The organism is Janibacter corallicola NBRC 107790 (assembly GCF_001570965.1).
Taxonomy (GTDB): domain Bacteria; phylum Actinomycetota; class Actinomycetes; order Actinomycetales; family Dermatophilaceae; genus Janibacter; species Janibacter corallicola.
This window is the reverse complement of the sequence record NZ_BCSR01000019.1, coordinates 1-13,172: the sequence shown is the minus strand read 5'-3', so window position 1 is coordinate 13,172 and position 13,172 is coordinate 1. Positions and strand designations below refer to the sequence as shown.

Below are 13,172 nucleotides of genomic sequence, written 5' to 3'. Positions count from 1 at the left end.
CCCCTTCGCCCATCGCGGGGCGTTACCCTGCGGGACCAGAGAGCCGTCCGCCACCCGGAGAACCGATGACCCGTCACGCCCAGACCGAGCGCCAGGCCCTGTGCCAGACGCTGCTCGATGCCGGCCCGGAGGAGTCCACCCTGTGCAGCGGGTGGACCACGGGGGACCTGGCAGCCCATCTCGTCGTCAGGGAAGGACGCCCCGACCGGGCGGCGGGCGTCGTGGTCAAGGCCCTGGCGGAGCGTTCCGCGCGGGCGATGCGGCAGCTGCGGGAGCGCCACAGCCACGAGGAGATCGTCGAGCAGATCCGGCAGGGACCACCGAAGTGGAGTCCGGCCCGGGTCCCCGCCATCGACGAGCAGCTGAACCTCGTGGAGATGTTCGTCCACCACGAGGACGTGCTGCGCGCCCACCTGGCCGCACCGCGCCGCTCCCCGAGCACCGAGTTCGTCGCCGCCCTCGGGGACCGGCTCGCCCTCATGGGGCCGATGCTGTTCCGGAAGGTCCCGGGAGTGGACATCGAGGTGGTCACCGCCGTCCGGCACCAGCGCGTCCGCCGCGGCAACGAAGGGGACCCGGTCGTGCAGGTGCACGGCCGGCCCGGGGAGGTCCTGCTCTTCGGCTTCGGTCGGACCGCGGTCGCCGAGGTGGAGCTCATCGGTCCCCCGGACGCGGTGGAGACCCTGCGCACGGCCCGCCTCGGGGTCTGAGCTCAGCTCGAGCTCGCCCGCCGCACGGGGTGGCCGGCGCCGGCGAGGGCGTCCTTGGCCTCGGCGATCGTCACGTCGCCGAAGTGGAAGATGCTCGCGGCGAGCACGGCATCGGCGCCCGCCCCGATCGCCGGCGGCAGGTCCTCGGCGCGTCCGGCCCCGCCGCTCGCGATCACCGGGATGCTCACCTCGCGGCGCACCGCGGAGATCAGCTCCAGGTCGAAGCCGGACTTCGTGCCGTCGGCATCCATGGAGTTCAGCAGGATCTCCCCCGCCCCCAGCGCGGCGGCCCGGGCGCACCACTCGAGGGCGTCGATCCCGGTGCCCCGACGACCACCGTGGGTGGTCACCTCGAAGCCCTCGACGGGTGAGCCGTCCTCGCCCCGCCGACGGCGCACGTCCGCGGAGAGGACGAGCACCTGGGCCCCGAAACGCTCGGCGACCTCGCTGATCAGCTCCGGACGGGCGATGGCCGCGGTGTTGACCCCGACCTTGTCGGCACCGCTGCGCAGCAGCCGGTCGACGTCCTCGACGGTGCGCACTCCCCCGCCGACGGTGAGCGGGATGAAGACCTCCTCCGCGGTGCGGCTGACGACCTCGTAGGTGGTGCTCCGGTCCCCGCTGCTCGCGGTGATGTCCAGGAAGGTCAGCTCGTCGGCCCCCGCCTGCCCGTAGCGGCGGGCCAGCTCGACCGGGTCACCGGCGTCACGGAGGTTCTCGAAGTTGACGCCCTTGACGACGCGGCCGGCGTCCACGTCGAGGCAGGGGATGACTCGTACGGCGACAGACACGGGGGCAGCCTATCCCGCGGCAGTAGGGTCGTCCCGGTGTCCCCGCTGCAGCAGGTCCTCGCCCACGCCGAGCACGCCGCGCCCTCGTGCGGCACGGTGCACGTCGTGGCCATCGACGGCCGCAGCGGGGCGGGCAAGACCTCCCTGGGGCGGGAGGTGGCCACCGCGTGGGCGGCCACGCTCGTCTCGATGGACTCGATCTACCGCGGGTGGGACGGGCTCGCCGCGGCGGTACCGCTGCTCGTGGAGCGCGTCCTGCGCCCACTCTCGCGAGGCGAGGGGGCCGAGGTCCCCACGTGGGACTGGTCGCTCGGACGCCCCGGGGCCATCATCCCGCTCGGAACCCCGGCACGGCTCGTGGTCGAGGGGTGCGGGGCGTCCGTCGGCGAGGCGGGGCGGTACGCCGGCACCCGGGTCTGGCTCGAGCTGGACGCCGCGGAGCGCAAGGAGCGCGCGCTGGCACGCGACGGAGAACTCTTCGCCCGGCAGTGGGACCGGTGGGCCGCCCAGGAGGAACGCCTCTTCTCCGCCGACGGCACGGCCGGCCGGGCACACCTGGTCATCGGCACCTGAGGGCGCCAGCACCGACCCTCGAGGGGTCAACGACCGATGAGGTCGGCGAGCCGCTGGGCCTCCTGCACCGAGCGCTCCCCGTCCGAGCGCTGGATCGCCATGAGCGTCATGTCCATCCCGTTGCTGAGGTCCAGGCGGGGGAAGGGCATCCCCTGGGAGAAGCGGATCGCCTCGATGTCCTCCCACGGGACGCGCTCGCCGGGCCCGAGGTTGCGCACCCAGAGCCCGTCCGCCTCCGGCCGGGCGTGGATCGTCGCGAACCGGGAGAGGAAGATGCCGGCGGCGATGCCGATGCCGCCGGCGATGAGGCGGTCCATGACCCCGAACTGGTCGCCGGGCAGGGCCACCGCCAGGGCGATGCCGCCGAGCGTCACCGCGACGCCGAGGACGCCGGCGATCCAGGTGCCTCGCACCGGTCGGAAGACGGGCGCGTCGGCCCGACCGCGGCCCGTCACAGCCGGCACGCGGTGATCTCGGTGACGAGGATCCCTCGCGCGCCGAGGTCGTACAGCGCGTCCATGACGCCGTTGGTCCGGCTCCGCGGGACCATCGAGCGCACCGCACACCACTGCTCGTCGTGCAGCCCGCTCACCGTCGGCGACTCCAGCCCCGGGGTGAGGCGCACGGCCTCCTCGAGGTCGTCGATGTGGCAGTCGTAGTCCAGCATCACCCAGCCGCGGGCGGTGACGACACCGGTGAGCCGGCGGTGCAGCACGTCCAGTCCCGACTCGCTGGCGTCGTTGCGGCGGATGAGCACGGCCTCGCTGCGCAGGATCGGCTCGCCGAAGATCTCCAGGCCCTGCTGGCGCAGTGTCGTGCCCGTCTCCACGACGTCGGCGATCGCGTCGGCGACACCGAGGGTGATGGCCGTCTCGACAGCACCGTCCAGGTGCACGACCTCGGCGTCCACCCCCTTCGCCGCGAGGTGGTCACGGACCAGACGGGAGTAGGAGGTGGCCACCCGCTTGCCCTGCAGGCCGGTCACCTCGGTGACCTCACCCGGCCGGGCCGCGAAGCGGAAGGTCGAACCGGCGAAACCCAGCCCCATGACCTCGCTCGCCGCGGACCCGGAGTCCAGCAGCAGGTCACGGCCGGTGATCCCGGCGTCCACGCGGCCCTTGCCGACGTACACGGCGACGTCGCGGGGGCGCAGGTAGAAGAACTCGATCCCGTGGACCGGGTCGGCGACGATGAGCTCCTTGTTGTCCCGACGGACCCGGTATCCGGCCTCACGGAGCATCTCGACGGCGGGTTCGGACAGGGATCCCTTGTTGGGTACGGCGACGCGCACGGAAGTCCTCTCAGAGGTGGGTGTAGACGTCGTCGAGGTCCAGACCCCGATCGATCATCATCACCTGCAGGTGGTAGAGCAGCTGGCTGATCTCCTCGGCCAGCTCCTCCTTGCTCTGGTACTCGGCCGCCATCCAGACCTCTGCGGCCTCCTCGATCACCTTCTTGCCGATGGCATGGGTGCCCGCGTCGAGCTCGGCGACGGTGCCGGAGCCCTCGGGTCGCGTCGCGGCCTTGTGCGTCAGCTCATCGAACAGGGTCTCGAAGGTCTTCACGTTGCCCCAGCCTAGTTCGCGACGGCGCTGGGCAGGTCCGCGGGTTCAGCCTCCGGACGCTCCGTCGGGGTGGCGCGGCGCCACACGACGAAACCGGAGATGACGAAGCCCGCATACACCGCGTAGAGGACGGCGGTCGGCAGGTATCCGCTGTGCCACAGCAGCGGGACACCGACGAGGTCGACACCGATCCACACGAGCCAGAACTCGTTCCAGCCACGCGCCATCGCGTAGGTCGCGAGCAGGCTGCCCATGAAGATCCAGGCATCGGCGACGTGGTACCAGCGGGGCGCGGGCCACCCGGCACCGAGCATCGTGAAGACCTGCTGCACGACCGCCACACCGAGGAGCATCGTCACGGCCAACCCGGCGCGCTCGGCCCAGCCGGCCCAGCGCGGGGTGATCGCGTGCTCGGCACCCGGGTGGCGAGCCGCCCTGGCCCGTCGCCAGCGCCACCAACCGTAGACGGAGGTGATGATGAAGAAGACCTGTCGGGCGGACTGCCCGAAGAGCGGCGCCTTGTCGTCGACCCCCATCGTCACGCCGATGTAGACGAAGAAGAGGATCGCGTTGCCGACGATGCCGATGGGCCAGGCCCAGACGCGGCGGAGCATCCCCCCGATCGCACAGGCGAGACCGAAGCCGATCCCGATGACCTCCATGAGGGAGAGTCGGTAGCCGGCGATGTCGGTGCCGGTCGAGTAGATCCATTCGATGATGGACATGCGTGGTCCGATCCGCGCGTGCCGCTCTCGTCCGGACTCTCACCGTCGGCCCCGGGGTCCTGACCGGAGTCCACCGTCCGCCCTCGGGCGGCCGGGTCGCGGGCTCTCACCGCCGGTGCGGAATTCCACCGCGTCACGTGGCACGTGCGTCTCCATTGTGCGAAGGGGGCCTGCCTCCGGCAATCTCGTGCTGCCGTGAGGTGGACCACCCGTCAGGGCCTGAGCCCTCGCACCGGGTGGAGGACGCCTCCCGGCAGCTCGCACGGCAGTTCGGCTGGGGCGCGAGTCGCAGGCCCCGGAATCCGGGGGGTGCTGCTGGCGATGAGGAGCGAACTGCCGCACGACACGCCGTGCACCGGTGGGTCAGTGGCCGTGGCGCAGTGCCAGACCTCGCAGCTCGTCGACGGCAACGGCCGCCGACTCGGCCCCGTAAACCGCGGACCCCGCGACGAAGACGTCGGCACCGGCCTCGGCGCACTGCTCGATGGTCTCTGCGGAGACTCCCCCGTCGACCTGGACCCAGATGTCGCCGCCGTGCTTCCTCACGGCCTCGCGGACCTGCTCGACCTTGGGCATCTGGTCGGCCATGAAGGACTGCCCGCCGAAGCCCGGCTCCACCGTCATGACGAGCACCATGTCCACCTCGGGGAGCAGCTCCTCGTAGGGCGCGAAGGGGGTCCCCGGCTTGATGGCCATGCTCGTCCGGGCCCCCTGGGCACGGATGTCGCGGGCCAGGGTGACCGGGTCCTTCGCCGCCTCGACGTGGAAGGTCACGCTCCCCGCCCCGGCCTCCGCGTAGGGCGGAGCCCAGCGGTCGGGGTCCTCGATCATCAGGTGGCAGTCGATCGGGATCGGGCTGACCTTCAGCAGCGACTCGACGATCGGCAGCCCGAGGGTGAGGTTCGGCACGAAGTGGGCGTCCATCACGTCGACGTGCGCCCAGTCGGCGTTGCTGATGGCGTCCAGCTCGGACTCCAGGTTGGCGAAGTCGGCCGAGAGGATGCTCGGTGAGATCTGCACGTGGGTTCCTTGCTCGGTGGTGGTGGACGGGTCAGGGCAGCTTGCGCAGGAGGGCGAGGAACATCCCGTCGGTGCCGTGCCGGTGCGGCCAGAGCTGCGCGTGCGGGCCGGTCCCGAGGGAGTCCGCGGCCAGGCGGCCGTCCGTGACCCCGGAGAGCACCTCGCGGGCGTCGAGCACCTCGACATCGGAACGCTTCCGCGTCACGTCCGAGACGACGAAGTTCGTCTCCGACAGGTGCGGGCTGCACGTGGCGTAGCCGATGACCCCGCCGGGGCGGGTGGCCTCGATGGCGCTGCCGAGGAGCTCACGCTGCAGCGGGCCGAGGCCGACGAGGTCCTCGGGCTGGCGACGCCACCGGGCATCGGGCCGACGCCGTAGCGCGCCGAGCCCGGTGCACGGAGCATCGACGAGGACTCTGTCGTAGGTCCCCGGCTCGTCGGCACCGATCTCGCGTCCGTCCCCGGTCCGCACGGTGAGGGTGCGCCCGGCGCCCACCGCGGCCTCCAGTGCGGGGCGAAGGGTGCCGCGCACCAGGTCGCTGCGCTGCTCGTTGACCTCGTTGGCGACCAGGTCGCCGCGCTGCTGCAGCGCGAGGGCGGCGAGCAGCCCGGCCTTGCCGCCGGGTCCGGCACACAGGTCCAGCCACTGCTCGGGCGAGTCGTCCCGCGCCGCGCCCGGGACCGCCGCGAGCGCCAGGGCCAGCAGCTGGCTCCCTTCGTCCTGGACGGCGGCGCGACCCTCACGGACCGCGTCGATGGCTCCGGGGTCGCCGCCGGGCAGCTCCGCGGCGACGGGCGACCACCGGCCGGCGGTGGCTCCGGCCGCGACCAGCTCCTCGACGTCGGCCAGTCCGGGGCGGGCGACGAGCGCGACGGGAGCCGGCTCGTTGTGGGCGAGGAGCAGCTGGTCGAGGACCTCGTCGATGTCCTCCTTCGTCGCGGCACCGTGCCCGATGAGCGCCTGGCGCAGAGCCTTGACCACCCACTCCGGGTGCGAGCGCAGGACGGCGAGCCGGCGCGCCACTGGTTCGGCGGGGACGACGGTCTCCTCCCACTCCGAGCGGCTGCGCTCCCCCACCCGGTGGAGCACGGCATTGACGAGACCGGCCGCGCCCTGCCCGGCGACGGCGCGAGTGAGGGCCACGCTCTGGTCGGCGGCCGCGTGGGCCGGGACCCGCATGCCGAGCATCTGGTGCGCGCCGAGCCGCAGCACGTCGAGTACCGCCCCGTCGAGGCGCCTCACCGAGCGGTCCGCGGCGGCGGCGATGACCGCGTCGTAGAAGCCCTGCATCCGCAGCGTCCCGTAGGTCAGCTCCGTGGCGAAGGCGGCATCACGCCCCCGCAGCCGGGCTCTTCGGAGCTGCCCGGGCAGCTCGAGGTTGGCGTAGGCCCCCTCGGCGACGGCCCGCAGCACCCGGTGGGCGGTGGTGCGCGCCGGGTCACCACCGCGGGAACGCTGGGAGGGTGCCGTCGCGGACCGCTGTCGGGGACCGCGTGCCCCGCCGCGCCCGCTGCGTCGCTCCTGGCTCATGGGCTCTCCTCACCGAGCTGTTCGTCCTCGCCGATGCGCACCCCGCGGGCCCAGTCCGCGGCGGCCATCGGCTTCTTGCCCAGCGGGGTGACCTCGCCCAGCCGGACCGCGGTGTCGCCGGTCCCGACGAGCACCTCGCGCTTGCGTGCCTCGATGCGCCCGGGCGCCAGCGTCTCGTCGGTGACGGTGACCGGTCCGATCTTCAGCCGGTCCCCGCGGAAGGTGCTCCACGCCCCGGGTGACGGGGTGGCGCCGCGGATGTGCCGGTCGACCGCCGCCGCCGGCAGGCCGAAGCGCACCCGCGCCTCGTCCACGGTCAGCTTCGGTGCGTGGCTGACCCCGTCGGCTGGCTGGGGCCGCGCCTCGAGCTCACCGGAGGCGATCCCGTCCATCGTGGCCACGAGCAGCGGGGCCCCGCCCTCCGCGAGCCGCTCCAGCAGCGTGCCGGCGGTGTCCTCGGGACGGATCCGCTCGGTCATCGACCCGAGGACCGGACCGGTGTCCAGGCCCGCCTCGATGCGGAAGGTGCTCGCCCCCGTGATCTCGTCACCGGCCATGAGGGCCCACTGCACGGGGGCCGCCCCGCGCCACGCGGGCAGCAGGGAGAAGTGCAGGTTGATCCAGCCGTGCTCCGGGATCGCCAGGACCTCCGGGGGCAGCAGCGCGCCGTAGGCGACCACGGCACAGGCGTCCGGGGCGATGTCGGACAGCTCGGCGACGAAGTCGGGGTCCTTCGCGCTCGCCGGGGTGAGCACCGGCAGCCCGGCCTCCTCGGCGGCCACCCGCACGGGTGAGGGCGTGAGGCGGCGGCCGCGTCCCACCTTCGCGTCCGGTCTGGTGACGACGCCGACCACCTCGTGCTCGGACTCCAGCAGGGCACGAAGGGATGGGACGGCGACCTCGGGGGTCCCGGCAAAGAGCAGTCGCACCCGCGAGAGTCTAGGCTGCGCCCGCTCCCGCCGTCCCGGGGGCCGGTGTAATGTCCGAAGCATCGGCCACGAGCCGAGAGTTTCAATGGCGAAACACAAGGAGATTGTCGTGAAGGACATCCGAGGTCCACGGAAGCTGGGACCGCTGACCCCGCTGGTCGGTGAGTGGGAGGGCGACGTCGGAGTCGACCTCTCGTATCACAACAAGGATGACGAGACGAGCGAGACGGGCTACTTCGAGAAGGCCTGGTTCAGGCCGATTCCGCTGCACGAGAACGGGGACCAGCAGCTCGAGGGCGTCACCTACCAGATGACGGCCTGGCGGCACGGGGAGGAGGCGATGGTCCCCTTCCACGACGAGGTCGGCTACATCATGTACGACAAGGCCAACCGTCAGGTCATCCGCACCTTCGCGGTGCCGCGCGGACTGGCCATCCTCGCCGGCGCCACCGCGGACCCGTACGACACCCGGATCGACTTCACCTGCACCCCGGGGGACCCCTGCTACGGCTTGGTCCAGAACAAGCACCTTCTCGAGCGGGCCGAGGCGAAGTCCCTGGACGCGGTCTTCTCCTTCAACGATGACGGGACCTTCAGCTACACCTCGGACCTGGTGCTCAAGCTCAAGGCCACCGGCGAGGAGATGCACCACACCGACCGCAACACCCTCCACCTGGTCAAGCGCTACCACCCCGGCTCGGAGTTCCAGTAGGAGCATCCGTCCGGTCCCGGCCACCTCGCGCCCTCACAGGGGGCCGAGGTGGCCGACCTTCACCGACGTGAGCTGCTCGGCCTTCCGCGCGCTCTCCCCGGCACGCAGCTGCCCGAGGGCCTCGGCCACCCGGTCACCGGCCTCGTGCGGTGCCTTCAGGATGACCCGGCGGCGCCCTTCGTCCCCCTCCAGCGGGAGGGGCCCGAGCAGCTGCACGCCGTCCACGGACCCGACCGCCGCCTCGAGCTGCCCGACCTGTCGCCGGGGCGCGATGACCTCGGCGCACCACGTGACCGGGGGCAGACCCAGCTCGGCCCGCTCGGCCACCTCCCGCCCGACGAACCACTGCGGGTCCCAGCGCACGAGTGCCTCGACCGCCGGGATCGTGGCGTGGGTCGGGGCGCCGCACAACACGACCACTCCCCCGTCGCGCCAGGACCGTGCCAGCGCCGCCGCCGCGAACCAGCGACGCACCGCCTCCTCCCCCGCACGCAGGTCCGGCCGGTCCAGGCTCGCCCAGGCGTCGAGCAGCAGGGCCGCCGCATAGCCACCCTCGGCGACCGGCTCGGCGCCCGGCGTGGCCACGACGATCGCCGGATCCGACCCGACCACCTCGAGGACCTCGCCCGCACCGGAGGTCAGCACCGGGAACCCGGGGAAGGAACGGCCGATCTCCTCCGCCGTCCGCCGGGCCCCGATGATGCCCGCGCGCAGCCGCGTGCCGTTGCACTCGGGACACCGGAAGCCCTCGGGCGCCCGGCCGCACCACCGGCAGCGCGGCGGCCCGGAGGGGCCGGCCAGCGCCAGCGGGCCGCTGCACTCGGGACACCGGGCCGGGCGCCGGCAGGTCGCGCAGGACATGGCGGGCAGGTACCCGCGGCGGGGCACCTGGATGAGCACCGGCCCCTCGGCGAGGGCCCGGCTGGCGGCCCGGTGGGCCGACGAGGGCAGGTGCGCGCGGGCGCCCGGCCCGTCACGCTCGAGCTCTGCTCCCTCACCGGCGACGAGCACCCGGGGCGCCTCCGGTCTGGGGATCGCGCCGCCGACCGGGTGCGCGCCGCCCGCCGAGACCAGCGCGGCGACGTCGGTGGAGACGGTCAGGCCGCCGGCCAGCAGGGCGGCACCCTCGAGGTCGGCACGGGCGGTGAGCACGTCGCGCACGTGGGGGTAGGGCGCTCGCGGCTCGGTGTGCGAGTCATCGCCGTCGTCCCACCAGGCGACGAGGCCGAGGTCGTGGACGGGCGCGTAGGCGGCCGCGCGCGTGCCGAGGACGACCCGGACGTGCCCGCGCAGGACCTTCAACCACGCGGTGTAGCGGGCCTGCGGCCCCTGACCGGCGGTGAGGCTCACGTGCCGGCCCGCCCCCAGCACCCGCGTCAGCTCGGCGTCGACCCGGGCAACGTCCCGCTGGTCCGGGACGACGAGCACGCTCCCCCGGCCGGAGGCCAGTGCGGCCCGACCGGCCTCGGCCAGCGCCCTCGGCCAGTCCTCCTCCGGTGGCCGTGACGGTGCCGCCAGCCACGCCGCCCGCGGGGACTCCCCCTTCGCCACCCGGGACCACCACGCGGCACCGGCGCGGTAGCCGGACCACACCGACGGCACCCGAGCGGGCGAAGGGGGTGGCCCCTCCTCCGGTGGGTCGGCGGGCAGCGCCTTCTCGGCCCGGGCGTGCCGCGGGGGGATCGCCAGGCGCAGCACGTCCATGACGGTCCCGGCCTGCTCACCCGCGATGCGCCTCGCGAGCTCGAGGACGGCCGGGGTGAGCACCGGCTCCTCGGAGACGACCGTGCGCAGCGCGGCCAGCTTGCCGGAGTGCTCCGGCTCCTCGACCCGCTCGACGAGGTAACCGGGGCGGTCACGACCGGCGAAGCGCACCTTGACCCGCACGCCCGGGCGGGCCGTCTCGTCCAGCTCCTCGGGCACGAGGTACTCGAAGGGACGGTCCAGGTGGACCAGTCCCGTGTCGACGAGGACCCGGGCGACGGGCTGGGACGGTGGCACGGGGCCAACCTAACCGGGAGGGGTGACAGGCCACCCGGCGGCGCTCAGCGGACGGCGGCCTGCAGCTCCTCGACGCGGTCGGTGCGCTCCCACGGGAAGGGGTTGTCGTACCCGTGCGCCTCGGTGCGGCCGAAGTGGCCGTAGGCGGCCGTCGGCGCGTAGATCGGCCGGAGCAGGTCCAGGTCCTCGACGATCGCGAGCGGGCGGAGGTCGAAGACGGTGTCCACGGCCCGCTGGATCTTCTCCACCGCGACCTTCTCGGTCCCGAAGGTCTCGATGTAGAGGCCGACGGGCTGGGCGGCGCCGATGGCGTAGGCGACCTGCACCTCGCAGCGGCCGGCGAGGCCGGCGGCGACGACGTTCTTGGCGACCCACCGCATGGCGTACGAGGCGGAGCGGTCGACCTTCGAGGGGTCCTTGCCGGAGAAGGCACCACCACCGTGGCGGGCCATCCCGCCGTAGGTGTCGACGATGATCTTGCGGCCGGTCAGACCGGCGTCGCCCATGGGACCGCCGATGACGAACTTGCCGGTGGGGTTGATCAGCGTGCGGTACCCGCTCGTGTCCAACCGGACGCCGGAGTCCAGCAGCTCCCCCATGACCGGGTCCAGGACGTGGCTGCGGATGTCCGCGGGCAGCTGCCGGTCGTGGTCGATCTCGGCGGAGTGCTGCGTGGAGAGGACCACGGTGTCGAGGCGCACGGCGTCGTCACCGTCGTAGTCGATGGTCACCTGGGTCTTGCCGTCCGGGCGCAGGTACTCCAGCTCCCCGGACTTGCGCACCTGCGTCAGGCGCTGCGCGAGGCGATGGGCCAGCGAGATCGGCAGCGGCATCAGCTCCGGCGTGTCCTCGCAGGCGTAGCCGAACATCAGGCCCTGGTCGCCCGCGCCCTGCTTGTCCTTGGGGTCCACCCCGCCGGTGCGGTTCTCGTAGGCGGTGTCCACGCCCTGGGCGATGTCCGGGCTCTGCTGGCCGATGGAGACCTCGACCCCGCAGGAGCGCCCGTCGAAGCCCTTCTCGGAGGAGTCGTACCCGACGCGCTCGGCGATGACGTCCCGCACGAGGTGCGGGATCTCGACGTAGGCCTCGGTCGTGACCTCACCCGCGATGTGGACCAGACCGGTCGTGACCATCGTCTCGACGGCCACACGACTGCGCGGGTCGCTCTCGAGCAGGGCGTCGAGGATCGAGTCCGAGATCTGGTCGCAGATCTTGTCGGGATGACCCTCGGTCACCGACTCGGAGGTGAAGAGTCGTCCGGTCACGCAGTACTCCCATCGTCATTGGCGGTCAACGCCGCTCTGGCGGGCGGCCCTCAGTCTAGGACCCGGGGTCAGCGCGTCGGGAGGCTGTCCAGCACCGCGTCCCAGATGCCGTCGGCGACCACCCGCTTGCTGGCGGGGCCGAGCTCCACGGGCTCCCCGCCGTCCCGGCGCAGGACGATCACGGTCGTCTCGTCCCGGCCGAAGGTCAGGTCCCGTCCGACCTCGTTGACCACGAGCAGGTCGCAGCCCTTGCGCTCCAGCTTCGCCCGGGCGTGCTCGAGCACGGAGCCACTGCCGTCACCGGTCTCGGCGGCGAAGCCGACGATCATCGGCCGCTCTCCCCCGGTCCGCTCGGCGACGAGGCCGGCGAGGATGTCCGGATTGCGCACGAGCCGGATGGTCGGCGCCGCGTCGGGGTCGGCCGGGTCGTGCGTCTTCTTGATCTTGCTCTCGGCGTAGTCGGCCGGGCGGAAGTCCGCGACGGCCGCGACCATGACGACGACGTCGTGGTCCGCCGCCCGGGCGCTCATCTGCTCCTGCAGCTCGAGCGCGGTCTGCACCGGGACCACCTCGATGCCGGCAGCGACCGGGAGGGAGACGTTGGCCGCGACGAGGGTGACGGTGGCCCCGCGGGCCGCAGCGGCCTCGGCCAGGGCCACACCCTGCTTCCCCGAGGAGCGGTTGCCCAGGTAGCGCACCGGGTCCAGCGGCTCGCGGGTGCCGCCCGTGGAGACGAGCACCCGGGTCCCGGTGAGGTCCTCGGTCGCGTCGCCGTCGACGGCGGCGAGTGCGGCCTCGTGGATGGTCTCGGGGTCGGGCAGCCGGCCCGGACCGGTGTCGGCGCCGGTGAGGCGACCGGAGGCGGGCTCGATGACGTGCACCCCCCGCTCGCGCAGGGTGGCCACGTTGGCTCGGGTCGCCGGGTGCTCCCACATCTCGGTGTGCATGGCCGGCGCCACGACCACCGGGCAGCGCGCCGTGAGGAGCACGTTGGTCAGCAGGTCCCCGGCCAGACCGTGTGCGGCCTTGGCCAGCAGGTCGGCGGTCGCCGGGGCGACGATCACCAGGTCGGCCTCCTGGCCGATCCGCACGTGCGGGACGTCGGTGATGTTGCTCCAGACGTCGGTCTGCACGGCACGGCCGGAGAGTGCCTCCCACGTGGGGGCGCCGACGAACTGCAGGGCCGCGTCCGTGGGGACGACGGTGACGTCGTGCCCGCCCTCACTGAGCAGACGCAGCAGCAACGCCGACTTGTAGGCGGCGATCCCGCCGCCCACGCCGAGGACGACCCGCACGGGTGCCTACCGGCTCAGGACTCGTCGGAGGCGGGCGGCTCGTCGGCCCCGCCGG

14 protein-coding genes are annotated in these 13,172 nt (G+C 73.1%); 3 read left to right on the top strand and 11 right to left on the bottom strand.

Features of this window, described 5'->3' with window-relative positions; all coding sequences use genetic code 11:
• The first annotated feature begins 65 nt into the window (after positions 1–65).
• Entirely contained in the window at positions 66–710 is a 645-nt protein-coding gene (locus JCO01S_RS08660) for a TIGR03085 family metal-binding protein (RefSeq protein WP_068253868.1), read from the top strand.
• Between the two features lie 2 nt (positions 711–712).
• Here the strand turns inward: JCO01S_RS08660 and hisF are convergent, their stop codons facing one another.
• On the bottom strand, positions 713–1,501 hold the full coding sequence (gene hisF, locus JCO01S_RS08655; protein WP_068253865.1) for an imidazole glycerol phosphate synthase subunit HisF: 789 nt from the start codon (positions 1,499–1,501) through the stop codon (positions 713–715).
• Positions 1,502–1,537: 36 nt separating this feature from the next.
• Here hisF and JCO01S_RS08650 point away from each other — a divergent pair, with 36 nt between their 5' ends.
• Positions 1,538–2,074: a nucleoside/nucleotide kinase family protein gene (locus JCO01S_RS08650; RefSeq protein ID WP_245634379.1), complete on the top strand. Its 537-nt coding sequence runs from the start codon at positions 1,538–1,540 to the stop codon at positions 2,072–2,074.
• Positions 2,075–2,100: 26 nt separating this feature from the next.
• Here JCO01S_RS08650 and JCO01S_RS08645 read toward each other — a convergent pair whose 3' ends face one another.
• From JCO01S_RS08645 to fmt, 7 genes are all read right to left on the bottom strand, one after another.
• Positions 2,101–2,538: a PH domain-containing protein gene (locus JCO01S_RS08645; protein WP_157074530.1), complete on the bottom strand. Its 438-nt coding sequence runs from the start codon at positions 2,536–2,538 to the stop codon at positions 2,101–2,103.
• Complete coding sequence (gene hisG / locus JCO01S_RS08640) at positions 2,526–3,365, bottom strand: ATP phosphoribosyltransferase (RefSeq protein WP_084342769.1); 840 nt, start codon at positions 3,363–3,365, stop codon at positions 2,526–2,528. Before hisG ends, JCO01S_RS08645 begins: the two co-directional genes overlap by 13 nt.
• 10 nt (positions 3,366–3,375) lie before the next feature.
• Positions 3,376–3,639, bottom strand: a complete 264-nt coding sequence (locus tag JCO01S_RS08635; RefSeq protein WP_068253859.1) for a phosphoribosyl-ATP diphosphatase — start codon at positions 3,637–3,639, stop codon at positions 3,376–3,378.
• An 11-nt stretch (positions 3,640–3,650) separates the two neighbouring features.
• Positions 3,651–4,364, bottom strand: a complete 714-nt coding sequence (gene pnuC, locus JCO01S_RS08630; RefSeq protein WP_068253857.1) for a nicotinamide riboside transporter PnuC — start codon at positions 4,362–4,364, stop codon at positions 3,651–3,653.
• A 363-nt stretch (positions 4,365–4,727) separates the two neighbouring features.
• On the bottom strand, positions 4,728–5,384 hold the full coding sequence (gene rpe / locus JCO01S_RS08625) for a ribulose-phosphate 3-epimerase (RefSeq protein WP_068253854.1): 657 nt from the start codon (positions 5,382–5,384) through the stop codon (positions 4,728–4,730).
• 31 nt (positions 5,385–5,415) lie between these two features.
• Entirely contained in the window at positions 5,416–6,915 is a 1,500-nt protein-coding gene (locus tag JCO01S_RS08620) for an RsmB/NOP family class I SAM-dependent RNA methyltransferase (RefSeq protein ID WP_068253851.1), read from the bottom strand.
• On the bottom strand, positions 6,912–7,844 hold the full coding sequence (gene fmt / locus JCO01S_RS08615; RefSeq protein ID WP_068253848.1) for a methionyl-tRNA formyltransferase: 933 nt from the start codon (positions 7,842–7,844) through the stop codon (positions 6,912–6,914). The genes JCO01S_RS08620 and fmt overlap by 4 nt, the downstream gene beginning before the upstream one ends.
• A gap of 109 nt (positions 7,845–7,953) precedes the next feature.
• On the opposite strand from fmt, the gene JCO01S_RS08610 reads away from it, so the two are divergent.
• Positions 7,954–8,556: a heme-binding beta-barrel domain-containing protein gene (locus JCO01S_RS08610; RefSeq protein WP_218002250.1), complete on the top strand. Its 603-nt coding sequence runs from the start codon at positions 7,954–7,956 to the stop codon at positions 8,554–8,556.
• A gap of 33 nt (positions 8,557–8,589) precedes the next feature.
• Here JCO01S_RS08610 and JCO01S_RS08605 read toward each other — a convergent pair whose 3' ends face one another.
• From JCO01S_RS08605 to coaBC, 3 genes are all read right to left on the bottom strand, one after another.
• Positions 8,590–10,557: a primosomal protein N' family DNA-binding protein gene (locus tag JCO01S_RS08605; RefSeq protein WP_068253842.1), complete on the bottom strand. Its 1,968-nt coding sequence runs from the start codon at positions 10,555–10,557 to the stop codon at positions 8,590–8,592.
• Between the two features lie 44 nt (positions 10,558–10,601).
• On the bottom strand, positions 10,602–11,822 hold the full coding sequence (gene metK, locus JCO01S_RS08600) for a methionine adenosyltransferase (protein ID WP_068253839.1): 1,221 nt from the start codon (positions 11,820–11,822) through the stop codon (positions 10,602–10,604).
• 68 nt (positions 11,823–11,890) lie between these two features.
• Positions 11,891–13,117: a bifunctional phosphopantothenoylcysteine decarboxylase/phosphopantothenate--cysteine ligase CoaBC gene (coaBC, locus tag JCO01S_RS08595; protein ID WP_068253837.1), complete on the bottom strand. Its 1,227-nt coding sequence runs from the start codon at positions 13,115–13,117 to the stop codon at positions 11,891–11,893.
• Positions 13,118–13,172 lie beyond the last annotated feature (55 nt).

Bases quoted from the DNA above. Each gene is read 5' to 3' on its own strand.
- pnuC (WP_068253857.1), bottom strand. From the start codon at position 4,364: ATGTCCATCATCGAATGGATCTACTCGACCGGCACCGACATCGCCGGC.
- JCO01S_RS08620 (WP_068253851.1), bottom strand. From the start codon at position 6,915: ATGAGCCAGGAGCGACGCAGCGGGCGCGGCGGGGCACGCGGTCCCCGA.
- JCO01S_RS08660 (WP_068253868.1), top strand. From the start codon at position 66: ATGACCCGTCACGCCCAGACCGAGCGCCAGGCCCTGTGCCAGACGCTG.